The following is a 23,705-nucleotide window of genomic DNA, read 5'->3' as shown; positions in this document are numbered from 1 at the left end:
GCGATGAACGATGCACAGTTACAACAGTTGAGTCGTCACATTGGCGAACAGCTGAAAATGCGCAAGGCAACCATTACTGCGGCGGAGTCCTGTACTGGCGGCTGGATTGCGAAAGTATTTACCGATATCAGCGGCAGTTCTGCCTGGTTTGAACGCAGTTTCGTTACCTACAGCAACGAGGCTAAACAGCAGATGGTTGGCGTGCAGGCCAGCACGCTGGCGCAGTTTGGTGCGGTGAGTGAGCAAACGGTGCGCGAGATGGCCGCAGGGGCCGCGAAAGAAGCAGTGGCGGAGTATGCCATTGCCGTCAGCGGTATTGCGGGGCCGGATGGCGGCACGCCGGATAAGCCGGTTGGCACCGTCTGGTTTGGCTTTGCCGGACCGGAAGGGCGCGTAGTGGCGCAGTGCCAACGCTTTGATGGCGACCGTGATGAAGTGCGGCGTCAATCCGTCGCCTGGGCGTTGCAAACGCTGCATGATGAATTTCTGACAAATTAAACTTGATACTGTATGACTGTACAGTATAATTACCGGCAACAGAACGCGAGCTGGCATACAGAAATGCCTGCTTACCCGGCATGATTAGGAGTGGAAATGGCGATTGACGAAAACAAACAGAAGGCTTTAGCTGCCGCGCTGGGCCAGATTGAGAAACAATTTGGTAAAGGCTCCATCATGCGCCTGGGTGAAGACCGCTCGATGGACGTTGAAACCATCTCCACCGGTTCTCTGTCACTGGATATCGCACTGGGTGCAGGTGGCTTGCCAATGGGCCGTATCGTTGAGATTTATGGCCCGGAATCTTCAGGTAAAACCACGCTGACCTTGCAGGTGATTGCCGCAGCACAGCGCAAGGGTAAAACCTGTGCCTTTATCGACGCTGAACATGCGCTGGATCCGGTTTACGCGAAAAAACTGGGTGTTGATATCGATAACCTGCTGTGTTCTCAGCCGGATACCGGTGAGCAGGCGCTGGAAATTTGTGACGCGCTGGCGCGTTCCGGTGCGGTCGATGTCATCATTGTTGACTCCGTTGCTGCGCTGACGCCGAAAGCCGAAATTGAAGGCGAGATTGGTGACTCCCATATGGGTCTGGCTGCACGAATGATGAGCCAGGCGATGCGTAAGCTGGCCGGTAACCTGAAGCAGTCCAACACGCTGCTGATTTTCATTAACCAGATTCGTATGAAAATTGGTGTGATGTTCGGTAACCCGGAAACCACCACCGGTGGTAACGCACTGAAATTCTATGCTTCCGTACGTCTCGATATTCGCCGCATCGGTGCCATTAAAGAAGGTGACGAGGTCGTGGGTAGCGAAACGCGCGTGAAAGTGGTGAAAAACAAAGTTGCGGCACCGTTCAAACAGGCTGAGTTCCAGATTATGTACGGTGAAGGCATCAATACCTTCGGTGAACTGGTCGATCTGGGCGTGAAGCACAAGCTGGTTGAAAAAGCGGGTGCCTGGTATAGCTATAACGGCGACAAGATTGGTCAGGGTAAAGCCAACGCGACCAACTTCCTGAAAGAGAACCCGGCGATTGCCAATGAAATCGATCAGAAGCTGCGCGATATGCTGCTGACCGGTGCAACCGCCACTGGTGCTGCTGCGGATGTTTCCGCTGACGACTACGAAGAAGCCAGCGAAACCAACGAAGATTTTTGATACCTCAACGGGAGCGTTCTGCTCCCGTTTTGTTTTTCCCCGCCAGCACTTTCCCTCTTTGAATTCTTGCTTTACCCTGCGCCACTGTCTGAACAAGGTAGATCATATGTCATCATCACCGACACCCGCGCCAACGTTTTCCCGCTTACTGGATCGTGCGATGCGTATCCTGTCTCAGCGTGATCACAGCCGTGAAGAGCTGAAGGGAAAACTACAACTTTCCAATCAGCGCTCAGCCTGGATGAAGCAGGAAGCGGTCGAACCGATCCCGGATGAACTGCTGGATCAGGTGGTTGATTGGTGTCAGCAAAACGGTTGGTTAAACGATCAACGTTTCACGGAGCGTTTTATCCTGAGCCGCAGTCGCAAAGGTTATGGCCCACAACGTATCCGTATGGAGCTGCAACAAAAGGGCATCGCGCGCGATGAAATTGACCAAGCGCTGTTTGATACTGAGGTCAACTGGGTGGCGTGCGCCGCTAACCTGGCAACGCGCAAGTTTGGCGATCCGTTACCAAAAGACTGGGCAGGGAAGAGCAAGGTCCAGCGTTTTTTGATGACAAAAGGCTTTTTGATGGAAGATATTCAGGCCATTTTCAGAAATTTTGATGACTGAAAGGCGATGGGATTTTACTTCCCACTGAAGAAAATTTATCTTATTCCCACTTTTTGTTCCTCAGTCAGCGGTGGGTCGGGCGCATGCGGCTTGCCAGACGAAAGGGAACGTTCGTTAGCGTGATTCCAGGAAATTTATGAGCAAGAGCACTGCTGAGATCCGTCAAGCGTTTCTCGACTTTTTTCATAGCAAGGGACATCAGGTTGTAGCCAGCAGCTCCCTCGTACCGAACAACGACCCGACGCTGCTGTTTACCAACGCCGGGATGAACCAGTTTAAAGACGTTTTCCTCGGTCAGGATAAGCGCGATTACTCGCGTGCGACCACGGCGCAGCGTTGTGTGCGTGCCGGTGGTAAGCACAACGATCTCGAAAACGTGGGCTACACTGCACGCCATCACACCTTCTTTGAAATGTTGGGCAACTTCAGCTTTGGCGACTATTTCAAAAAAGACGCGATTGCATACGCCTGGGAACTGCTGACGGGTGAGCAGTGGTTTAAGCTGCCGAAAGAACGTCTTTGGGTCACCGTCTATGAAACGGACGATGAAGCCTATGACATCTGGGCGAATGACATTGGTATTCCGCGCGAACGTATTATTCGCATCGGTGATAACAAAGGTAGCGCTTACGCTTCTGATAACTTCTGGCAGATGGGTGATACCGGCCCGTGCGGCCCGTGCAGTGAAATCTTCTTCGATCATGGCGATCATATTTGGGGTGGCCCGCCGGGAAGCCCGGAAGAAGATGGCGACCGTTACATTGAAATCTGGAATATCGTGTTCATGCAGTTCAACCGTCAGGCCGACGGTACCATGCTGCCGCTGCCAAAACCTTCGGTGGATACCGGCATGGGCCTGGAGCGTATTGCCGCGGTATTGCAGCACGTAAACTCCAACTACGAAATCGACCTGTTCGCCAAACTGATTAAATCAGTGGCTGAAGTGACGGGTGCGACTGACCTCAGCAACAAATCACTGCGCGTTATTGCTGACCATATCCGTTCCTGTGCTTTCCTGATTGCTGATGGTGTGATCCCTTCGAATGAAAACCGTGGTTATGTGCTGCGTCGCATCATTCGTCGTGCAGTACGTCACGGTAATATGCTTGGCGCAAAAGATGCCTTCTTCTACAAACTGGTTGCACCGCTGATTGAAGTGATGGGTTCAGCGGGTGAAGATCTGCAACGCCAGCAGGCTCAGGTAGAGAATGTCCTGAAAGCAGAAGAAGAGCAGTTCGCGAAAACGCTGGAGCGTGGTCTGGCATTGCTGGATGAAGAGCTGGCAAAACTGCAAGGTGATACCCTTGATGGTGAAACCGTCTTCCGTCTCTATGACACCTTCGGCTTCCCGGTAGACCTGACAGCAGACGTCTGCCGTGAGCGTAATCTGAAGATCGATGAAGCTGGTTTCGAAGTGGCGATGGAGCAGCAACGCCAGCGCGCACGCGAAGCCAGTGGTTTTGGTGCCGATTATAACAGCGTAATTCGTATTGACTCGGCCTCAGCGTTTAAAGGCTACGACCAGTTGGCATTGGCTTCCACGGTGCAGGCGCTGTTTGTTGACGGCCAAGCGGTTGAGCAGGTCAGCGCAGGCCAGGACGCGGTAGTAGTACTGGATGAAACGCCGTTTTACGGTGAGTCAGGCGGGCAGGTGGGTGATACCGGTGTACTGGCTGGGAATAATGCTGAATTTAGCGTCCAGGATACACAGAAGTATGGTCAGGCGATTGGTCATATCGGTAAGCTTACCCAAGGTCAACTGCGTGTCGGCGATCGCCTGAATGCACAGGTTGATGAAGAGCGTCGCGCACGTATTCGCCTGAACCACTCGGCGACACACCTGCTGCATGCCGCGTTGCGTCAGGTTCTCGGTGACCATGTAGCGCAGAAAGGTTCGCTGGTAAACGACAAATACCTGCGTTTCGACTTCTCCCATTTTGAAGCGATGAAACCGCAGGAAATCCGTCAGGTTGAAGATATCGTCAACGCCCAGATTCGTCGTAACCTGGCAGTTGAAACCAATATCATGGACCTGGAAGCAGCCAAAGCGAAGGGCGCAATGGCGTTGTTTGGCGAGAAATACGACCAGCGCGTACGCGTGCTGAGCATGGGTGATTTCTCCACCGAGCTTTGTGGTGGTACGCACGCAGCACGTACCGGTGATATTGGCCTGTTCCGCATTCAGTCTGAGTCAGGTACCGCAGCCGGCGTGCGTCGTATTGAAGCCGTTACCGGTGAAGGCGCTCTGGCGCAAGTCAATGCGCAAAGCCATCAGTTGCAGGATATCGCGCATCTGGTGAAAGCCAACAGCAGCAATCTGAACGAAAAAGTGCGTGGTCTGGTGGATCACGTACGTGCTCTGGAAAAAGAGTTGCAGCAACTGCGTGACCAGCAGGCTGCGCAAGAGAGCGCATCCCTCAGTAGTAAAGCCGTGGATGTGAAAGGCACCAAGCTGCTGGTGAGCGAACTGAGCAACGTTGAGCCTAAGATGTTGCGTACTATGATGGATGATCTGAAAAACCAGCTTGGTTCCGCGATTATCGTGCTGGCAACCGTTGCTGAAGGCAAAGTGTCACTGATTGCCGGGGTAACCAAAGACCTGACTGACCGTGTCAAAGCGGGTGAACTGGTCGGTGAGCTGGCCGCACAGGTCGGTGGTAAAGGCGGTGGCCGTCCGGATATGGCACAGGCGGGTGGTACTAATCCGCAGGCGCTGGCCGGTGCGCTTGCAGGTGTGCAGGACTGGGTTAGCAATCGACTGTAACGAAATAAAACTAAGCATCGTGAGGAGCGCCAGGAACAGATGTTCCGGCGCTTTTTAACGCGATGTGCACCAGGTAATGACAAAGTCAGGTTGAGGCAGTGTATTTCGGCTAAACTAACTATCAGCAGAATGTATTGGCGTGACAAACCACAATGGTGTATTTGTCATAGACATTGTTCGGCAGTATATGATGGATATGGCCGGGAACCCGAACAGGCCCGACTCTTTTAATCTTTCAAGGAGCAAAGAATGCTTATTCTAACTCGTCGAGTTGGTGAAACCCTCATGATTGGCGATGAGGTGACTGTAACGGTGCTGGGAGTTAAAGGTAACCAGGTCCGTATTGGCGTCAATGCACCTAAAGAGGTTTCAGTGCATCGCGAAGAGATCTATCAGCGCATCCAGGCAGAAAAAGCTCAGCCTACGAGTTACTAACGGATTCAGCGCCTCGCTTTGCGGCGAGGCGCTACCGCTTTTCCCCTGCTTTTCTGCTTCTCCTGTTATTTTCTTCTTTCTCATTTTGTTATCCGTATCGACCTTTTACTGTTGATTAATCACTCTTTTTGTCGGCAAATTGCGCGGATTGTTTGTCATTTGTGCAAACAAACTTGTAGTGGGAAAAATTGTTTGACTTATAAGTGCGGGAAAGTAATATGTGCGCCACGCAGTGCCGATGAGCGGAAACAAAGTTCAGCAGCACAGTTCGTAAGAACGCGTAAGGTGAGGTGGCCGAGAGGCTGAAGGCGCTCCCCTGCTAAGGGAGTATGCGGTCAAAAGCTGCATCCGGGGTTCGAATCCCCGCCTCACCGCCATTTTTCGATGCATCCATAGCTCAGCTGGATAGAGTACTCGGCTACGAACCGAGCGGTCGGAGGTTCGAATCCTCCTGGATGCACCATCGAAAAAGATGTCGTAAAGAGTGAACGAGCAGTTCCTTTCGTGGTGAGTTGTTAGCACCCTGCGTTGTACAAGAATTTTCAGAAATGCATCCATAGCTCAGCTGGATAGAGTACTCGGCTACGAACCGAGCGGTCGGAGGTTCGAATCCTCCTGGATGCACCATTCTTCGTATCATTCCCAGGTTGATTTCAGTAAGTCCATCGCAAGAAAATCTCGCAATGCATCCATAGCTCAGCTGGATAGAGTACTCGGCTACGAACCGAGCGGTCGGAGGTTCGAATCCTCCTGGATGCACCATTCTTTGTCTCATCATCAACTTCAGTCAGTCCGTCGCAAGAAAAACTCTCAATGCATCCATAGCTCAGCTGGATAGAGTACTCGGCTACGAACCGAGCGGTCGGAGGTTCGAATCCTCCTGGATGCACCATTCTCTCGTCTTTACTCGCCGTTCAAATAAAAACACTGAATTAACCGTCATTTATGCGCGGTACCGTTTTCTCACCTTTTTCTTAAATCCAAAATTGCTAATGCTTTCAAAGCATTTGCTGTTAAGCACACCTGGCGACAACCTGAGCGCATTACGTTAAAGTAAGGGCACCTTTGCAGGATGTCCGGAGTGACAATGTACGACCAATATGACGCCTTGATTTTCGATATGGACGGCACGATTCTCGATTCCGAGCCGACACATCGAAAAGCCTGGCATCAGGTTCTCAGCCGCTATGGTTTCACCATTGATGACGAAAAAATGGTGAGCTTTAACGGTGCGCCTACCTGGCAGCTGGCGCAATTTATCATCGAGCAAAATAACGCTACGCATGATCCACATCAGCTGGCGGCGGAAAAGACCGTGGCCTTCAAAGCGATGTTGCTGGATAGCATTCGTCCGTTGCCGTTGATGGAAGTGGTCAAGGCTTATCATGGCCGTCGCCCGATGGCGGTGGGGACCGGCAGTGAACACAGCCTGGCGGAAGCGTTGCTGAAGCAGTTAGGGGTTTATCATCTTTTTACCGCAGTCGTCGGCGCCGATGATGTCCTGCGCCATAAACCGCAACCTGATACCTTTTTGCGCTGTGCCGAGCTGATGGGCGTTGCTCCCGCACGATGTGTGGTATTTGAAGATGCTGATTTTGGCGTGCAGGCAGCTAAAGCGGCAGGTATGGATGTGGTTGATGTCCGTTTACTGTGAATGACTTTCTGACTTATGGCTCGTTATTTGGCAGTAGCTTTCTGAGTGCGACTCTCCTTCCGGGAAGCTCAGAAGCGATGCTGGTTGCCCTACTGATCGCCCAAAAAGGGTCGGTCTATGGGTTGCTATTGGCTGCATCAGTGGGAAACACGCTGGGCGGCTTGACGAACATTTTTCTTGGTCGCCTGATGCCACCAAAAGGGCAGGGGAGATGGCATAACACAGCAATGACGTGGTTACACCGATTCGGACCTGCAGCCCTGTTGTTTAGCTGGCTACCCGTGGTGGGCGATCTGCTCTGCGTCTTCGCAGGCTGGTTGCGCGTTGGCTGGCTTCCGGCGTTGTTGTTTCTCGCCATCGGTAAAACACTGCGTTACATCGTTATCGCGACGGTCACTTTGCAAGGTTTGCAATGGTGGCATTGATTCGCACAGATTCGAGGCTACGGTTAACATTATGCTGAACAAAAATAAATTATTCGCACAGCGGGAGGTTAATGTGATCCCGGACGTATCAAAAGCGCTTTCCTGGCTGGAAGCGCATCCCGACGCGTTAAAGGGTATCGGCCGTGGCATTGAACGCGAAACGTTGCGTGTCGAGCCGGATGGTCACCTGGCAACCACCGGGCACCCTGAGTCCCTGGGGTCAGCGCTGAAGCATGATTGGATTACCACCGATTTCGCTGAAACGCTGCTCGAGTTCATCACGCCTGTTGATCAGAACATTGATCACATGCTCAGTTTCCTGCGCGATATTCACCGCCATGTGGCGCGTGAGCTGGGTCAGGAGCGCATGTGGCCGTTTAGCATGCCCTGTATCATCGACGATGCGGATAAAATCGAGCTGGCGCAATATGGCAGCTCCAATATCGGCAAAATGAAGACGTTGTATCGTCAGGGTTTGAAAAACCGTTATGGCGCGCTGATGCAGACCATTTCAGGCATCCATTACAATTTCTCACTGCCGCTGTCATTCTGGCGTGAGTGGGCGGATGTCAAAGACGCGGAAAGCGGTAAGGAGACCATCTCCGCCGGGTATCTGCGCCTTATTCGTAACTACTACCGTTTCGGCTGGGTGATCCCGTATTTGTTTGGCGCATCACCAGCCATTTGCTCCAGCTTCCTGCAAGGTCGGGAAAGCAATCTGCCGTTTGAAACGAACGATAAAGGTACGTTGTGGCTGCCGTATGCCACCTCATTGCGTTTGAGCGATCTTGGCTATACCAACAAATCGCAAAGTGGACTGGGTATCACCTTTAACTCGTTGGAAGGCTATGTGGCGGCATTAAAAGCGGCGATCAAAACACCTTCTGAAGAATACGCTGCCATTGGCACCAAAGATGCCGATGGTAACTGGTTGCAGCTGAACACGAATGTGCTGCAAATTGAGAACGAGTTGTATGCGCCGATTCGTCCGAAACGCGTGACACGTAGCGGTGAAGCACCTTCAGATGCGCTACAACGCGGCGGCATTGAATATATTGAAGTTCGCTCGCTGGACATCAATCCGTTCTCCGCGATTGGTGTCGATGCCAATCAGGTGCGTTTCCTCGACTTGTTCCTGATTTGGTGTACGCTGGCGGATGCGCCGGAAATGAGCGCGGATGAGTTGCTCTGTAGCCGCAAAAACTGGAATCGTGTGGTGCTGGAAGGTCGTAAGCCGGGCCAGATGATTGCCGTGGGATGCAGCGCGACGCAGCATACCCTGGTTGAAGTGGGCAAGGCGTTGTTTGCGGATCTGCGTCGGGTGGCAGAAGTGCTCGACAGCAACGAGGGCAGCACGCAATATCAACAGGTTTGCGATCAACTGGTGGCATCGTTTGATGATCCTGAGCTAACCTATTCGGCGCGTATCCTTCATGCGATGAAGGAAAATGGTTTGACCGGAACCGGTGTGGCGCTGGCTGAACAGTATCGTCATCTGCTGTGTGAGGAGCCGCTTGATGTTCTGAGCGAGGATGATTTTACGCGCCAGGCACAGGCTTCCGTGCTCGCGCAGGAGACGCTGGAACAGAGTGATACGCTGGATTTCGCCAGCTATCTCGCCAGCCGGGAAGGGTAAAAAAGAAAAGGCCACATCACTGTGGCCGAATTAACATCTCTGTTGTCAGGGATGATGATAACAAATGCGCGTCTTTCATATATTCAGACGTTGGGCGAACAGAAAAGTTTCATCGTTTTAAAAAAAATTCTCAAAACAGGAGGTGACAATATGCCACTGCTGGATAGTTTTACTGTAGATCACACCATCATGGCGGCGCCCGCAGTGCGTGTTGCGAAAACCATGAAAACTCCTCATGGCGATACCATCACCGTTTTTGACCTGCGCTTCTGCCGACCAAACAAAGAGATTCTGACCGAGCGCGGTATTCATACGCTGGAGCATCTTTTCGCCGGATTTATGCGTAACCACCTGAATGGTGAAGGCGTGGAAATCGTCGATATTTCACCGATGGGTTGCCGCACGGGTTTTTACATGAGCCTGATTGGCGCGCCGGACGAGCAGCGTGTGGCAAAAGCGTGGAAAGGTGCGATGGAAGACGTTCTGAAAGTTAAAGAGCAGAACCAGATCCCGGAATTGAACGAGTATCAATGTGGTAGCTACAAGCTGCACTCACTGGACGAAGCGCAGCAGATTGCGCGCAACGTGCTGGCACATGAGATTGGCGTTAACTATAACGACGAGCTGAAACTGCCGGAAGAAAAATTGCACGAACTGCACATCTAGTTGCTACTGATGCAGAAAGAAAAATGCCGCGTTAATCGCGGCATTTTTATGTCAGGAACCAATTGATGATTTGAGCGGCGTGTGCGGTGTAATGCGCACCTGCTTCACCATATTGTCCTGCACATCGAGAATATCGATATCATACTTGCCGACCTGAACCTGAGTATTCACCTGCGGAATCTCTTCCAGCACTTCCAGCAGCATACCGTTGATGGTGCGGGCTTCCTCTTCCGGCAGTGACCAGTTGAACGCTTTGTTAATTTCGCGCACGTTAGCACCCCCCTCAATCAGCACCGAACCGTCATTCTGCGGCATCACTTCTTCTGCCAGCGTGGGAGACATTGAGGTGGTGAAATCACCGACGATTTCTTCAAGGATATCTTCGATGGTTACCAGACCTTTGATATCGCCGTACTCATCAACGACCAGGCCAACCTTCTTCTTGTTGCGCTGAAACTTCACCAGTTGAACGTTCAGCGGGGTCCCTTCAGGCACATAGTAGATTTCATCGGCAGCACGCAGCAGCGTCTCTTTGTTAAACTCTTTTTTCTCGGTCATCATGCGCCAGGCTTCGCGCACACGCAGCATGCCAACACAGTCGTCCAGTGAGTCGCGAAACAAAACAATACGGCCATGCGGCGAATGGCTGAGCTGACGCACCACCGATTTCCAGTCGTCGTTAACGTTAATGCCGACAATCTCGTTGCGCGGCACCATGATGTCTTCAACGCCAACCTTTTCCAGATCCAGCACGGACAGCAGCATATCCTGATTGCGACGCGACATAAGGCTACGCGATTCATACACAATGGTACGTAGTTCTTCTTTACTCAACGCCGAGCTAATTGAACCATCGGTTTTAATGCCGACCATCCGCATCAGAACTCGCGTAATGGTATTCAACAGCCAGACCAGCGGTAGCATGACGTATTGCAGGGGGGCGAGGAGGAAACTGCTGGGATAAGCGACCTTCTCCGGGTAGAGCGCAGCAATAGTTTTAGGCAGAACCTCGGCGAAAACCAACACCACAAAAGTCAGGATACCGGTGGCAATCGCTACTCCGGCGTCGCCGTATAAACGCATACCCACGATGGTGCCTAACGCTGATGCCAGGATGTTGACCAGGTTGTTGCCGATCAACACCAGACTGATCAAACGATCAGGGCGACGCAGCAGCTTCTCGACGCGGCGCGCGCTGCGCTGACCGTTTTTCGCCTGATGGCGCAGTTTGTAGCGATTGAGCGTCATCATGCCGGTCTCTGAACCGGAGAAATAGGCCGAGACCAGCACCATGATGACCAGCGTGATGATCAGCGTGGTGGTTGAAACATGTTCCAACGCAAAAATTCCTTTAGTGAGAAGATTGGGTGAGCAGGTGTTGCAGTACGCGGCTGCCAAAGTAGGCCATTGTCAGCAAAATTGCACCGCTGCAATTGAACCAGACGACGCGGCGACCGCGCCAGCCCTCGTGGTAGTGTCCCCAGAGCAAAACGATATAAACAAACCAGGCAATGATCGACAGCACCGCTTTATCTACATTCTCGGCGCTGAACAGATTGTGCATATAGAACAGGCCGGTCACCAGCACCAGTGTCAGCAGCACGACGCCAATCTGGGTGATGTGAAACATTTTGCGCTCAATGCTGAGCAGCGGCGGCATATCCTGAGTGAAGGCCAGCTTTTTATTTTTCAGCTGATAATCGATCCACGCCAGTTGCAGCGCATACAGCGCGGCAATAATCAGGGTCGCGTAGGCAAATAGCGACAGACCGATGTGGATCATCATGCCTGGCGTGGTTTCCAGATGGGTAATAAAAGCGTTAGGCACGAAAGTGGCAAACGCCAGATTGATCAATGCAAAGCTATAGACAACCGGCAGCAGCAGCCAACCGCGATTGCGCGAGGCGACGATAGTCATAATGGCGCAAATCAGCAGGCTGACCAGCGAGCCAATATTTAACAGGCTGAGATTTTGCCCGTTATCGACGGCAAAAATGCGTTGTTGTAACGCCACGGCGTGGGCTATTAACGCCACACAGGCGGAAAGCACAGCAAAACGCCGCCAGCCACCATTGCGTTTCAGCAGGCTGGGGATGATCAAAGCAAGGCTGAGAGAGTAGGCGAACAACGCCACGATCGCGAAAACGAACATAGATCCTTTCAGGTGTCAGTCAGATAAGGAAAAAAGCAGTATAACGTCAGCCGCAGCAGGCTCCAAACGATCTGAAGGTCAATTGCAGAGATCGGCCTGGCTTCGTGTTATAATCCGCCGCATTGTGTCGCCCAGGCGGCCTCGCTATGTTTCTAAGTGAGAGAGCATGTTTGATAATTTAACCGATCGTTTGTCGCAAACCCTGCGCAATATCAGCGGCCGCGGAAGGCTGACCGAAGACAACATCAAGGACACGCTGCGTGAAGTACGTATGGCGTTGCTGGAGGCGGATGTTGCGCTGCCGGTAGTCCGTGAATTTATCAACCGCGTTAAAGAGCGCGCGGTCGGCCATGATGTGAACAAAAGCCTGACGCCAGGTCAGGAGTTCATCAAAATTGTTCGCAATGAACTGGTCGAGGCGATGGGTGCAGAAAATAATGCACTCAACCTGGCCGCGCAGCCGCCGGCTGTGGTGCTGATGGCTGGCCTGCAAGGTGCGGGTAAAACTACCAGTGTCGCCAAGCTGGGTAAATTCCTGCGTGAGAAGCATAAGAAAAAAGTGCTGGTTGTCTCCGCTGACGTCTATCGCCCGGCGGCGATCCGTCAGCTGGAAACATTGGCGCAGCAGGTTGGCGTGGATTTTTGTCCGTCGGACCTGAGCCAGAAGCCTGTTGATATCGTCAACAACGCGTTGAAAGAAGCGCGCCTGCAATTCTACGACGTCCTGTTAGTGGATACCGCCGGTCGTCTGCACGTTGACGAAGCGATGATGGACGAAATCAAGCAGGTTCATGCCGCGATCAATCCGGTAGAAACCCTGTTTGTTGTGGATGCGATGACCGGCCAGGATGCTGCCAACACCGCGAAAGCGTTCAACGAAGCGCTGCCGTTAACCGGTGTGATCCTGACCAAAGTCGATGGTGATGCGCGCGGTGGTGCGGCGCTGTCGATTCGCCACATTACCGGGAAGCCCATCAAATTCATGGGTGTCGGTGAAAAAACTGAAGCGCTTGAGCCGTTCTATCCGGATCGTATCGCCTCACGTATCCTCGGCATGGGCGATGTGCTGTCGCTGATTGAAGATATCGAAAGCAAGGTTGACCGCGATCAGGCGGAGAAGCTGGCGAAGAAACTGAAAACCGGCGATGGCTTTGACCTCAATGACTTCCTTGATCAGCTGAAGCAGATGCGCAACATGGGCGGCATGACAAGTTTGATGAGCAAGCTGCCGGGCATGGGACAGTTGCCGGATAACGTGAAATCGCAGATGGACGATAAGCTGCTGGTGCGTATGGAGGCGATCATCAACTCGATGACGCGCAAAGAGCGCGAGAAGCCGGAAATCATCAAAGGTTCCCGCAAACGCCGTATCGCTCTGGGTTCAGGCATGCAGGTGCAGGATGTTAACCGACTGCTGAAGCAGTTCGATGATATGCAGCGCATGATGAAGAAAATGAAGAAGGGCGGCATGGCGAAAATGATGCGCAGTATGAAGGGCATGATGCCGCCAGGATTCCCCGGTCGCTAAGGTGACCGGCTAAATGCCGGAAAAGTGAGATGCTCAGGTTGCTTTTTGCGCCAAAATGAGTAAAATTTTCGGGCTTTTTATATTGCACCCGGGCCCCGTTCCTCGATGGGGCCCGGTTGTTTTATTAACTAATGAGGATGTTATGGTAACCATTCGTTTGGCACGTCACGGCGCTAAAAAGCGTCCGTTCTATCAGGTCGTCGTTACTGACAGCCGCAATGCTCGTAACGGTCGCTTCATCGAGCGCGTAGGTTTCTTCAACCCGATCGCTGCTGGTCAGGCTGAAGGTCTGCGTCTGGATCTGGACCGTATTGAGCACTGGGTTGGCCAGGGCGCAACGCTTTCTGATCGCGTTAACGCGCTGATCAAAGAAGCAAAAAAAGCAGCTTAATCTGTCACGGTGGTGAGCATGAGCAGAAAACCTGCCGCACAGCCTCCCGCTAACCCGGTTGTACTGGGGAAGATGGGTGCCGCTTACGGCATTCGGGGCTGGCTCAAAGTGTTTTCTTCCACCGAAGAAGCCGAAAGTATCTTCGACTATCAGCCCTGGTTTATTCAGCACGCCGGTCAATGGCAGCTGGTCGAACTGGAAGGCTGGAAGCACCACAATCAGGACCTGATCATCAAAGTCAAAGGCGTTGACGATCGGGATGCCGCGGCTCAATTAACCAATTGCGAAATTACGGTTGATTCCGCGCAGCTGCCACCGCTGGAAGAGGGTGATTACTACTGGAAAGACCTGATGGGTTGCAAAGTAGTAAACCTCGAAGGCTACGAAATGGGCAAAGTCATTGATTTGATGGAGACCGGCTCGAACGACGTTCTCGTCGTTAAGGCAAACCTGAAAGATGCATTCGGTGCACAGGAACGGTTAATACCGTTTCTTGATGAACAGGTTATCAAGAAAGTCGATCTCGCTACTGGCACTATTGAAGTAGATTGGGATCCTGGTTTTTGATCTCCGGACAAACCGGTAACGCAACGGCGAACGCGATGTGGATTGGTGTTATTAGCCTGTTTCCAGAGATGTTTCGCGCTATTACCGATTACGGGGTAACTGGCCGGGCAGTAAAAAATGGCCTGCTCAACATTGAGAGCTGGAGTCCTCGTGACTTCGCGCACGACCGGCACCGTACCGTAGACGATCGTCCTTACGGCGGCGGACCGGGGATGTTGATGATGGTGCAACCCTTGCGGGACGCCATCCACGCAGCGAAAGCAGCGGCGGGGGAAGGTGCTAAGGTGATTTATCTTTCACCTCAGGGACGCAAACTCGACCAACAGGGCGTTTGCGAACTGGCGACACATCAGAAGTTGATTCTGGTCTGCGGTCGCTATGAAGGAATAGATGAGCGCGTTATTCAAACCGAAATTGATGAAGAATGGTCAATCGGTGATTACGTACTCAGTGGCGGTGAGCTGCCAGCCATGACGTTAATTGACTCGGTCGCCCGGTTTATTCCTGGCGTGCTGGGAAAACAGGCGTCAGCCGATGAGGATTCGTTCTCGGATGGTTTGCTGGATTGCCCGCACTATACCCGACCTGAAGTGTTAGAAGGAATGGATGTACCGGCAGTTTTACTGTCGGGGAACCATGCCGATATTCGCCGTTGGCGCCTGAAACAGTCGCTAGGCCGTACCTGGCTGAGAAGACCTGAACTTCTGGAAAACCTGGCTCTGACTGAAGAGCAAGCAAGGTTGCTTACTGAGTTCAAGCGTGAACATCAGCAGCAACAAAACGATGAGGCGGAAGAGTAATCTTCCCTGACTATCAGTTTACCCAGGATAAGAGATTTAATTATGAGCAACATTATCAAGCAACTTGAACAAGAGCAGATGAAACAGGACGTACCTTCCTTCCGTCCGGGTGATACCGTGGAAGTGAAAGTATGGGTCGTTGAAGGTTCTAAGAAACGTCTGCAGGCATTCGAGGGCGTGGTTATCGCTATTCGTAACCGCGGTCTGCACTCTGCATTCACTGTTCGCAAGATTTCTAACGGCGAAGGCGTTGAGCGTGTCTTCCAGACTCACTCTCCGGTAATTGACAGCATCGCTGTTAAACGTCGTGGTGCTGTGCGTCAAGCCAAACTGTACTACCTGCGTGAGCGTACTGGTAAGTCTGCTCGTATCAAAGAGCGTCTTAACTAATACACGGCTCGCGCCGTCCAAAATAGTTAATAGCAAACAAGGGGTTAGCGTGACGCTAACCCCTTTTTTATTAGCCGTGTCCACGGATTGCCTACGCAGATGTTATTTGTGGTCATTTGTAGGCAATAAAAAACCCGCCGAAGCGGGTCATAACCATAATTGCCCTTGCAAGGCCCTGTCTCCGGTCCGGGACGGGTGAGGGGGAACAGGAGTTACCTTTCCAGGACACATGATTATGTCGGTCACTGTTTCCAGTGATTTGAACGTACAGCCGCAATTGATGTTCTGGCACTGGTTGTAACGTTCCTTTGTGTTCTCTGAAAGTTGAACGCTGCTGCGTGTATGTGCAGCGTGCTTACACTTAGGGCAGTTCATCATTTCGGGATCGTCCTGTTGAAATTTTTATCAAATTCTAACCACTAACCATTCAATTGGGTAGTTTATTTTACTATTGCATGCTTTCGTTGTCGATTTTCACTTCCAGTTCCAGACTGGTCGTAAATCCGCTGTCACTCAGGCTGTGCGTCAGCGTGGTGATAATCCATTCCCCGCCATCAATCTGCTGTTTAAACCCGCTTACCTTTACCGGCATTTCCGTATAGAGATCGGCCCGCCCTCGCGCCAGCTGAATGGAAAACGTCGCCACACCACGTTGCAGACGCTCCCACTGCATTGTGGCGGCACGTTCGGCATTTGCCCTGGTGGCATAGGTCCGGCTCAGTACCAGCACGTTTTCATCCGTCCCGATCAGGTAGTCGCCCTGTTTAGCTTCCGACTCCTTCTTCGTTGCCGTGCTGATTTTGCGGCGACGCTTCACCTTTGTGACTTCTTTCTTTTCCGGTTCGCGGGTATGCAGCCAGCTGGCAATCACGCCGGTGTAGGCGTCACGGTCAGCCAGGGTAAAGCGGTGGCTGTCGCCGTCTTTGCGCTGCAACGTCATCACCGGCAGCACTTTACCGCTGGCCGTTTTGCCCTGGCCCTGACGGATAAACAGCAGGTTGCCGTTTTTGATGCAGGCAATCGCGCCACACTGCCGGGCCAGCCGCATCAGAAAGCTGGCGTCAGATTCGTTGGTCTGGTCCAAATGTTCAATTGCCATCTTTGCCACATCATCACCCAGCGCCATCTCCAGCTTGTATCTGCCCGCAATCTCTTTCACCATGTCGCCCACGGTGGTGTCATGCCATGACTTTTCCCGCCGGGTGTTCAGGGTTTCACGAAAATCCGCGCTGCGGGCACGGAGTACAAGCCGGTCAGGGCTGCCGGTGTGCTCGATTTCGTCAACTGTGTAACTTCCCTTTGGTGTCAGCAGCTGCCCCTGCCAGCCCAGCGCAAGCGTGAGCACCACGCCCCGGCGCGGCAGCTGTAACTGGCCGTCGGCGTCGTCCAGCTCAATATCGAGCTGGTCCGCTTCAAAGCCCCGGTTATCCGTGAGCGTGAGGCTCATAAGCCGCTTCTCAATCTTCTGCGTGATGTCAGCTCCTTCCAGCGTCAGCCGGAACGCGGGCGCGTTCGCTGCCCCTGTTACCCATTCAGCACCGGTCATGACAGCAGCCCACCCACGGCAGAGGTTAATTTCCCGGCGGCACTGGTGGCCGCGCTTTTGATTGCCGTCAGCTGGTCGCTGAGGCTGCCGAACATCTCGCCCAGCGATTCATCGGTGCGCTTCAGCGTGAGCGTGAACTCAATACGGCGGCAGACGCCGTTACTGAAAAACTCCGCTTTGGTCTGGCTCAGACTCTCAATCACGAACATGCCGTAAATCGTTCCGCTGCCCTCAATCAGCGGCCACGCACGCCCCAGCTCGGCTATCTGCTCCAGCGCAAACAGTGACAGCCGCCCGCCGGTGATTTCCGGCAGCAGCACGCCGGACAGCGTCACGGTGTCGTTATCCGGTCCGAGGAACTGCACCGAGGGGCGAAAGCCAACCCGGTTGTTGGTCGGAAACCGCCAGCTGCGCTGGAGTTGCAGCTGCTGGTAAGGGACCGTCTTCAGCATAAAAACGAATAAACCCAGCGTCATCATCATGAATCAAACCCTCCCCGGTCACTGTAGGAACTGCGCGCCCGTGCCTGTGCGTGGCGCTCTTTTTCTTCCAGCCTGCGCATCAGCTCATCCAGCAGGTCGCCCGTGCTCTGCCCCGGCTGCTGCACAACGTGAATATCGTATTTACCCTGCATGATGATCGGCGGCCCGGACTGCCCGGCACCGACCGCGCCTGCCGCTGCGGTCTGCGCTTTCGCGGGCAGGGCCATCGGGTGCACCGGGCGTGCGGCGGCTGGCGTGGCGGCAACGCCCATTGCCAGCGCGGCAGAGGCGGCCAGCGAAGCGGTGCGGCGGCGGCTGGTGATGCTGGCCGGACCGTTCACAATTTCCGGCCCGTTCTCGCCCACGATGCCGAACTGCCCGGACGGGATAAATCCGCCGCTGTCATACAGCCCGGCAAAGCCGGTGGCAGATTTCTCGCTGCGGCCTGGCACAACCGGCACGGCGGTTTTATCCCCGCCCGGCTTCAGAAAGTCCGGCAGGTAGTCGGTGAGGGAAGACAGCTTACTTTTCAGCGCCTCCCACTTCTGACTGATACCTGCCAGCAGGCCATCTATCATCTGTGAACCGGCCTCCTGAAAGCGTTCCGGCAACGCCTTAGCAGTATCGACAATCTCTTCCCATTTACCGGCGATTGCCGCTTTGATGCTGTCCCACGCCCCGGCGATGCCTGCGCGAATAGCATCCCAGTTTTTATAAATCAGGCCCGGCAGGGTGTAGTTCATAAAGACTGACTTTATAAACTCCCACGCCCCCGAAACTGCCCCTTTAATTCCTTCCCACGCCGCCGCAGTAAAGTTTTTAATGCCTTCCCACAGTGCGAGGAATTTTGGCCCCAGCGTGTCCCAGTGCTGCCAGATATACAGCGCACCGGCGGCAATCAGCCCGATAACGGCCAGAATCGGGTTTGCCATCATCAGCCGCCCCAGCCACAGCACGCCATTCCCGACAATACCCATTGCGCCCCGGATAAGACTGAACGCGCTGACAGCTTTGATACCCAGCACGCCGCAGCTGAGACGCAGCATCGCCATCGGGCCGAGGATTGCCGCCGCAGCCAGCGACAGCGCCCCCACCGCCGTAGCGGCAATGGCAAACCCGGCAGCCAGCTTGAACAGCCCCGCCGTCAGCTGCGGGTGTTGTTTAACGAACTCGCCCAATGCACCGGCAAGATTACCCAGCCAGTCCGCCAGTTGTTTCAGCGCAGGTGCAACGGTTTCCCCGATGGCGGCCATTGAGTTGGTAAACGAACCGGTGGCGGCTTCCCACTTGTTACCCAGGGTATTAAGCGAGGCGTCCACGCGCTCGCGCAGTGATGCCTGATTCTCCAGCTTTGCGGCGGTTTCCCGATAGCCATCCACGCCTTTGGTTATCATGATGTTCAGCACCTGCAACGTCTCCGCATCGTCGCCAAACATCGTTTTCAGCGTGGTGAGACGCTGCTGCGTGCTGAGTTTTTGCAGTTGCGCCAGCTGTCCGTACATCTTATCGATGCCGCCAAACTCCCCCTTGCCGTTGGTGAAATCGAATTTCACCCCCGTCCCTTTCAGGGCCGCATTGGTCTTCGCGACTTTATTCGCGTCCATCATGCCCTGAAAAACTTTGCGGTAGGCGTTGCCTGTCGCCTCACCGGCCATGCTCGACTGGTCCGCCATCACTAGTAACGGCGCGAAGGTCTTCGCCGCCTCCAGTCCCTTCATCTTGATGATGTCCATCGCGCTGCCGATTTTGGCGTAACCCTGGAGCATGTTTTCCGAATCAACGCCCGCATAAAATCCCTTCTGAATGATGTCAGTCAGCGCCATCATGTCCTTTTCACTGGTCTGCGTCGCATCCTGCAACTTCGCCGCAAACTCTGCCGCATCCGTGGGGGCCATTTTCAGCTGCACGCCGAGATACGCGGTTGCCTCACCCAGCCCGCCTAAAATCACCTGCGCGCTCATGCCCTGTCGGCGCAGCATGGTCATCATGTTCTGAAAGTCCGCCGTGGTGCCGGGCAGCTTGTCGCCCAGGCTGACGGCCAGCCGGTTGATTTTCTCAAACTCCGGCGCGACCTTTGCCCCCGGTCCCATCAGTGAGGCGGCCAGCTGCGTGGCGGCGTCTTCCGACTCGGCATAAGCCCGCACCGGGGCCAGCATGGTCATGCCGGTGGTGACGCCGGTTGCCACCATGCCCGCACCGTTACCGGCCAGGCTGTTACGCATCGCGGTAGTTTTTTCATGGCGTGCCCGGATGGCGGCCAGCTTCTGCTGGCGTTCGCCCAGCTTACGCAGCTCTCCCTGCTGGCGTTCAATGGCTCCGCTGGTTGCCTGTGCATCCGTCTTGAGACGACGTTGTGCGGCACTCAGCTGCTTTGTATCGATCCCGGCGGCGTTCAGCGCCTCGCGCTGACGCTGTACGGACAGGCGCAGCCCGTTAAAGGTCTGCTGTAACTCACTGGCGCGGTTCTTTGCCTGCTCCAGCACTCTGGCCTGTTGTGCCGTGGGCCGGTTCGTTGCGGCAAACTGTGTTGCCAGCTCGGCAGCTTCCTGCCGGGCCGTTGCCAGATTCTTTTCCGTGATGGCAAGCTGGGAGCGGGTTTTACGAAAGCCGTCAATGCGGCCTGCCTGCTCGTTGAGGGATTTAAGGCTGTCTTTGCTGGCCTTCAGGGCGGCGGACAGCTCTTTGGAGCCGTCGCGCGCGTTACGAAAGGGGCGGGTGATTTTATCCACCGCGCTTAATACCACCTGCATACGCAGGTTTTTGTCACTCATCGTCACCGGCTCCGCTGCGAAGAATTGCCCTGTGCCGCCACTCCAGCACTTCGGGCAGTGGCATATCGTCCGTAACGGAAGGCGGCCAGTGAAACACCGTGGCGATGTCCGCCACTAAATCGTCTACCGTCAGGCCGTCGGGAAAGCCGACAGCGCCGACTTCGGCAACAAAAAAGTGACCACCTCCACCGACAGGGAAAGCAGGTCCGCCGGGTCCATTTCCACAATTTCATGCGGTTGCAGTGCCGGTACGCTGATGCGCGGCAGCACCACCATCATGGCGTTCACATCCATGTCCATCAGCGCCTGAAGGCGGGTGCCGCGCAGGGAACCGGACTGCGGCTTGCGCAGCAGCACCTGAGTGATGATTTCCTTGCCGCGCTGAATCGGCGTATCCAGCTCGACGGTTTTTTCGGTGATTTTGTCAGTCATGATTTTGTCCGCTAAAAAGGTTAAGAGCGGCAGGGGTTCCCCTGCCGGGGTTATCAGAGGCCAAGCGCGTTACGGTGTTCTTCCATCAGGTCGGTGCCGTCCACGATGTGGATCATGTTCACGAGATCAATCTCATAGAGCACTTCGCCGTTGATGGTCAGCTTCGCGTAACTGTTGGTGCCGGACACCTTGGTGGTGCTGGATTCGCCGGTCTTCCACTCGCCGGAATCCAGCTCCTTGTGACGTCCACGCACCACCAGTTCCACCGCCTGAATTTCGGCGGTGTCATCTCGCTGGATAGAGCCGGTAAAGCGCAGCTGAATGCCGTCCACGGTGGCCGTGCCCAGCTGTTTGAACAGCAGGGACTCGGTGCCGCCGATGGTGAATTCCGTATCCAGCGCGCCGTCATCCAGCCCCATATCGATATCCACCGCACCGGCCATGCCGCCACCGCGATACTTTTCAAACTTGCGGGTGACTTTCGGCAGCGTCAGGGATTCGACCAGCCCCTGCCAGTTGTTACCGGCATTGAACAGGTTCAGGTGTTTGAGTTTGCGGGGTAATGCCATTGCTCTGTCTCCTTATGCGCTGACGCGGCTGGCGAAATTCACCAGGTACTGGTCAGTGATGCGCTGGCGTAGCAGCAGGTTTTCCAGCGGCGGCACCGGCGTGTAGTCGTAATCGATCAGCAGCTTCCCGGCCTTCAGCGTGTCCTTGTCGTTCACGCTCTCATCCAGCCAGCAGTCCGCGCCGATGAGATAGCCCTGAGTCACCAGGCTGCGCAGCTTCGCGCGGATGCTTTCGATGATGTCGCGGGCCAGCGACGGGTTCAGCGTGCCATCCACTGACCACATCTGCGCTTCGGCCATCGTGTCCATCAGCACCTGCGCGGTGCGGGTGTAGTTCTCAAACGCAAACAGCGGATCATCACTCAGGCAGCGCGAACCCCAGAAGCGGTAGCCGTCCTTGCGGATAAGCGTGGTGATGTCGTTCTGGTTCAGCAGCCCCGAATCGGTGGCCGGGTCCTGTAAATCCCAGAACACATCTTTTGAAATGCCGGAGACGCCGTTCACGCCGACGTTAGAGAGCGACTTATGCCAGCCTGTCTGTTCGTCGATTTTGGCGCGCAGGCCGAGCGCGCGGGCGGTGGCGTAAGCTGCCGCGTCTGCGTTCAGTACGGTGTCAAAGCTGATAAAGTCCGGCCAGATAAGCATCCCTTCGCGCTGGCTGAAATTGGCACGGTAGGCGATGGCCTCTTCCACGGTTTCGCAGCCGTAGGCCGACAGGTAGGAAAAGGCGCGCAGGCTCTGCGCCACGCTCAGCAGTTCTGTGGCAACAGCCTGCGTATCATGTCCCGGCACGCCGAGAATGCGCGGTTTGACGCCACAGACAGATTGTGCGGCCAGCAGCGCTTTCATGCCGGTGCGCTGGCCGTTGACCACGCCGCCGATGATGTTGGAGGTGGTTTCCGCTTCGGTTTCACCCTGGGGAACGCGCACAACAACGGTGACGGGTTTTGACTGGTCGCCGATCGCATCCAGCGAACGGGCCAGCGTGCCAGATTCCCCGGCTTTGCCGCTGGCGGTCAGCACATCAGTTAACAGCACCGGACGGTTAAGGGGGAACGTGGCCGCGTCGGCGTCATCGCCGGTGCAGACCAGTCCCACAATCGCCGTGCTGACGGTGGTAATGGTTCGGGTGCCTTCGTTGATTTCCTCAACGCGCACGCCGTGGTGGTAATCCTGAGCCATAAAACGAATCTCCGGTTAAGGGGTTCCGTTATGGTCGGCGCTTCGCGGGTCTGACGCACTTACCTGGTGTTGTGTGGGGGATGGCACAACCGACAGCGGCCAGAGACGTATCACGGGAATGGCGGGGCGGTATGCGCCCCCGGTTTCGGGTTTTCTATTCTGCTGATGTTACTGCGTCTGCCGGGATGAAAATACCGTCCCGGTAAATATCGCCAATCCCGGCTTCTGCCGGATCATCGACACGAACAGCGGTGAGACCCGTCCCCGGCGACCATTCGCTGACACCGTCCCAGCTGACCCGGTTAACCACTGATTTTGTTGCATCATCAATGACTGCATAGGTGTAGGTTTGTTCATCCATTATGCAAACTCCTCAATAATAAATACCCCTGTCGATGCCAGGCCGCCAAGGACAGCCGCCGCGCTGTAGGATAATGCCGCGCCACCGCCGCCAGCGCCGCTACCGCTTCCGCCGTTACCCGATGCGGCAGAGCCTGACCCGGCCACGGCAATAGGACCGCCAGAACCGAGCAGAGAATGCCCGCCGCGCCCGCTGGATGAGTAGCCGGAATAGACTTTACCGAATTCGCCAATCTGTCCCGGAGTGACAATGCCTGAGTCCTGCCCCAAAAGCGTGGGCGAGGTACGGCCACCGCCTGATGCCTCGGAAAAAGCCGCTGTAGTGCTGTTGGTTGCCACTGCTCCGCCAAGCCCGCCGGGGATGGTGACCAGGCTTCCAAATGAGCACGTTCCGCCCTGGTTGCCGGTGCCATAAGTCAGGGCACCGGGAGCGCCGATTGTTACCGGAATGCTGGCCGGGAAGGTGCTGAACCAGGCTTCCGCATAACCGGCACCCGCACCGCCGCCGCAGGCTGCACAGGTGTTAGCGCTGGTTGCCGGACTCCCGGCACCGTTGCCACCTGTACCGACGCCACGCACGCGTATTTTCTTCGTAGTCGCCTGTGGGGTGAATGTTCCGGACGAGGTGAAAATGGTGGTCTTTATCAGTCGGCCAACGGTCCCCGTACTGTCTG

The 23,705-nt window shown here is 54.7% G+C and carries 25 protein-coding genes, 5 tRNA genes and 1 pseudogene; 19 read left to right on the top strand and 12 right to left on the bottom strand.

The features are described 5' to 3' along the window. Positions 1–3: 3 nt before the first annotated feature. From pncC to luxS, 14 genes are all read left to right on the top strand, one after another. Complete coding sequence (pncC, locus tag L579_RS12045) at positions 4–498, top strand: nicotinamide-nucleotide amidase (RefSeq protein ID WP_021184508.1); 495 nt, start codon at positions 4–6, stop codon at positions 496–498. Between the two features lie 96 nt (positions 499–594). Next, positions 595–1,665 carry a recombinase RecA gene (recA, locus tag L579_RS12040; RefSeq protein ID WP_021184507.1) on the top strand — a complete coding sequence of 357 codons (1,071 nt, stop codon included), beginning with the start codon at positions 595–597 and terminating at the stop codon, positions 1,663–1,665. Between the two features lie 106 nt (positions 1,666–1,771). Continuing rightward, positions 1,772–2,281 (top strand): regulatory protein RecX, encoded by a 510-nt coding sequence (locus tag L579_RS12035; RefSeq protein WP_021184506.1) that lies wholly within the window; start codon positions 1,772–1,774, stop codon positions 2,279–2,281. A gap of 136 nt (positions 2,282–2,417) precedes the next feature. Beyond that, positions 2,418–5,045, top strand: a complete 2,628-nt coding sequence (gene alaS, locus L579_RS12030) for an alanine--tRNA ligase (protein ID WP_021184505.1) — start codon at positions 2,418–2,420, stop codon at positions 5,043–5,045. Between the two features lie 249 nt (positions 5,046–5,294). Further along, positions 5,295–5,480: a carbon storage regulator CsrA gene (gene csrA, locus L579_RS12025; protein WP_013510212.1), complete on the top strand. Its 186-nt coding sequence runs from the start codon at positions 5,295–5,297 to the stop codon at positions 5,478–5,480. 284 nt (positions 5,481–5,764) lie between these two features. After that, a tRNA-Ser gene (locus tag L579_RS12020) sits at positions 5,765–5,857 on the top strand. 9 nt (positions 5,858–5,866) lie between these two features. After that, a tRNA-Arg gene (locus tag L579_RS12015) sits at positions 5,867–5,943 on the top strand. An 87-nt stretch (positions 5,944–6,030) separates the two neighbouring features. Beyond that, positions 6,031–6,107 (top strand) — tRNA-Arg (locus L579_RS12010). Between the two features lie 58 nt (positions 6,108–6,165). Then, positions 6,166–6,242 (top strand) — tRNA-Arg (locus L579_RS12005). Positions 6,243–6,295: 53 nt separating this feature from the next. Further along, positions 6,296–6,372, top strand: a tRNA-Arg gene (locus L579_RS12000). A gap of 195 nt (positions 6,373–6,567) precedes the next feature. Then, the gene (gene yqaB / locus L579_RS11995; protein ID WP_021184503.1) at positions 6,568–7,134 is read left to right on the top strand and encodes a fructose-1-phosphate/6-phosphogluconate phosphatase; all 567 of its coding nucleotides are present in this window, start codon (positions 6,568–6,570) and stop codon (positions 7,132–7,134) included. Continuing rightward, a complete protein-coding gene (locus L579_RS11990) occupies positions 7,131–7,559 on the top strand; it encodes a YqaA family protein (protein ID WP_013510210.1) in 429 nt (142 codons plus the stop codon). Before yqaB ends, L579_RS11990 begins: the two co-directional genes overlap by 4 nt. A 31-nt stretch (positions 7,560–7,590) precedes the next feature. Then, positions 7,591–9,195: a glutamate--cysteine ligase gene (gene gshA / locus L579_RS11985; protein ID WP_021184501.1), complete on the top strand. Its 1,605-nt coding sequence runs from the start codon at positions 7,591–7,593 to the stop codon at positions 9,193–9,195. A gap of 150 nt (positions 9,196–9,345) precedes the next feature. Continuing rightward, entirely contained in the window at positions 9,346–9,861 is a 516-nt protein-coding gene (gene luxS / locus L579_RS11980; protein ID WP_036626543.1) for an S-ribosylhomocysteine lyase, read from the top strand. Positions 9,862–9,912: 51 nt separating this feature from the next. On the opposite strand, the gene L579_RS11975 is transcribed toward luxS, so the two are convergent. Continuing rightward, positions 9,913–11,199, bottom strand: coding sequence for an HlyC/CorC family transporter (locus L579_RS11975; RefSeq protein WP_021184499.1), 1,287 nt, complete (start codon positions 11,197–11,199; stop codon positions 9,913–9,915). A 13-nt stretch (positions 11,200–11,212) separates the two neighbouring features. Next, a complete protein-coding gene (locus tag L579_RS11970; protein WP_013510206.1) occupies positions 11,213–12,013 on the bottom strand; it encodes a cytochrome C assembly family protein in 801 nt (266 codons plus the stop codon). A 166-nt stretch (positions 12,014–12,179) separates the two neighbouring features. Here L579_RS11970 and ffh point away from each other — a divergent pair, with 166 nt between their 5' ends. From ffh to rplS, 5 genes are all read left to right on the top strand, one after another. Further along, positions 12,180–13,541 (top strand): signal recognition particle protein, encoded by a 1,362-nt coding sequence (gene ffh, locus L579_RS11965; RefSeq protein ID WP_036626542.1) that lies wholly within the window; start codon positions 12,180–12,182, stop codon positions 13,539–13,541. Between the two features lie 142 nt (positions 13,542–13,683). Then, complete coding sequence (rpsP, locus tag L579_RS11960) at positions 13,684–13,932, top strand: 30S ribosomal protein S16 (RefSeq protein ID WP_013510204.1); 249 nt, start codon at positions 13,684–13,686, stop codon at positions 13,930–13,932. An 18-nt stretch (positions 13,933–13,950) separates the two neighbouring features. Beyond that, positions 13,951–14,499 (top strand): ribosome maturation factor RimM, encoded by a 549-nt coding sequence (gene rimM, locus L579_RS11955; RefSeq protein WP_021184498.1) that lies wholly within the window; start codon positions 13,951–13,953, stop codon positions 14,497–14,499. 35 nt (positions 14,500–14,534) lie between these two features. After that, complete coding sequence (trmD, locus tag L579_RS11950) at positions 14,535–15,299, top strand: tRNA (guanosine(37)-N1)-methyltransferase TrmD (RefSeq protein ID WP_021184497.1); 765 nt, start codon at positions 14,535–14,537, stop codon at positions 15,297–15,299. 42 nt (positions 15,300–15,341) lie between these two features. Further along, the gene (rplS, locus tag L579_RS11945; RefSeq protein ID WP_013510201.1) at positions 15,342–15,689 is read left to right on the top strand and encodes a 50S ribosomal protein L19; all 348 of its coding nucleotides are present in this window, start codon (positions 15,342–15,344) and stop codon (positions 15,687–15,689) included. A gap of 147 nt (positions 15,690–15,836) precedes the next feature. On the opposite strand, the gene L579_RS23340 is transcribed toward rplS, so the two are convergent. From L579_RS23340 to L579_RS23960, 10 genes and pseudogenes are all read right to left on the bottom strand, one after another. Continuing rightward, positions 15,837–16,067 (bottom strand): ogr/Delta-like zinc finger family protein, encoded by a 231-nt coding sequence (locus L579_RS23340; protein WP_071783587.1) that lies wholly within the window; start codon positions 16,065–16,067, stop codon positions 15,837–15,839. 70 nt (positions 16,068–16,137) lie between these two features. Then, positions 16,138–17,235 carry a phage late control D family protein gene (locus L579_RS11940; protein ID WP_021184496.1) on the bottom strand — a complete coding sequence of 366 codons (1,098 nt, stop codon included), beginning with the start codon at positions 17,233–17,235 and terminating at the stop codon, positions 16,138–16,140. Then, positions 17,232–17,717 (bottom strand): phage tail protein, encoded by a 486-nt coding sequence (locus tag L579_RS11935; protein WP_021184495.1) that lies wholly within the window; start codon positions 17,715–17,717, stop codon positions 17,232–17,234. The genes L579_RS11940 and L579_RS11935 overlap by 4 nt, the downstream gene beginning before the upstream one ends. Then, complete coding sequence (locus L579_RS11930; protein ID WP_021184494.1) at positions 17,714–20,488, bottom strand: phage tail tape measure protein; 2,775 nt, start codon at positions 20,486–20,488, stop codon at positions 17,714–17,716. The genes L579_RS11935 and L579_RS11930 overlap by 4 nt, the downstream gene beginning before the upstream one ends. After that, positions 20,481–20,603 carry a GpE family phage tail protein gene (locus tag L579_RS23335; protein WP_013510557.1) on the bottom strand — a complete coding sequence of 41 codons (123 nt, stop codon included), beginning with the start codon at positions 20,601–20,603 and terminating at the stop codon, positions 20,481–20,483. The genes L579_RS11930 and L579_RS23335 overlap by 8 nt, the downstream gene beginning before the upstream one ends. A gap of 14 nt (positions 20,604–20,617) precedes the next feature. Continuing rightward, on the bottom strand, positions 20,618–20,920 hold the full coding sequence (locus tag L579_RS11925; protein ID WP_021184493.1) for a phage tail assembly protein: 303 nt from the start codon (positions 20,918–20,920) through the stop codon (positions 20,618–20,620). A gap of 53 nt (positions 20,921–20,973) precedes the next feature. Beyond that, entirely contained in the window at positions 20,974–21,489 is a 516-nt protein-coding gene (locus L579_RS11920) for a phage major tail tube protein (protein WP_021184492.1), read from the bottom strand. 12 nt (positions 21,490–21,501) lie between these two features. Further along, entirely contained in the window at positions 21,502–22,671 is a 1,170-nt protein-coding gene (locus L579_RS11915; protein ID WP_021184491.1) for a phage tail sheath protein, read from the bottom strand. 154 nt (positions 22,672–22,825) lie between these two features. Beyond that, positions 22,826–23,032: a hypothetical protein gene (locus L579_RS11910; protein ID WP_021184490.1), complete on the bottom strand. Its 207-nt coding sequence runs from the start codon at positions 23,030–23,032 to the stop codon at positions 22,826–22,828. Then, positions 23,032–23,705: pseudogene (locus tag L579_RS23960) on the bottom strand (phage tail protein); the annotation flags it as partial. The gene L579_RS11910 and the pseudogene L579_RS23960, both read right to left, overlap by 1 nt.

Source organism: Pantoea sp. AS-PWVM4, from assembly GCF_000468095.1.
Classification (GTDB): Bacteria; Pseudomonadota; Gammaproteobacteria; order Enterobacterales; family Enterobacteriaceae; genus Pantoea; species Pantoea phytobeneficialis.
This window is presented reverse-complemented; position numbering and strand designations above follow the sequence as displayed.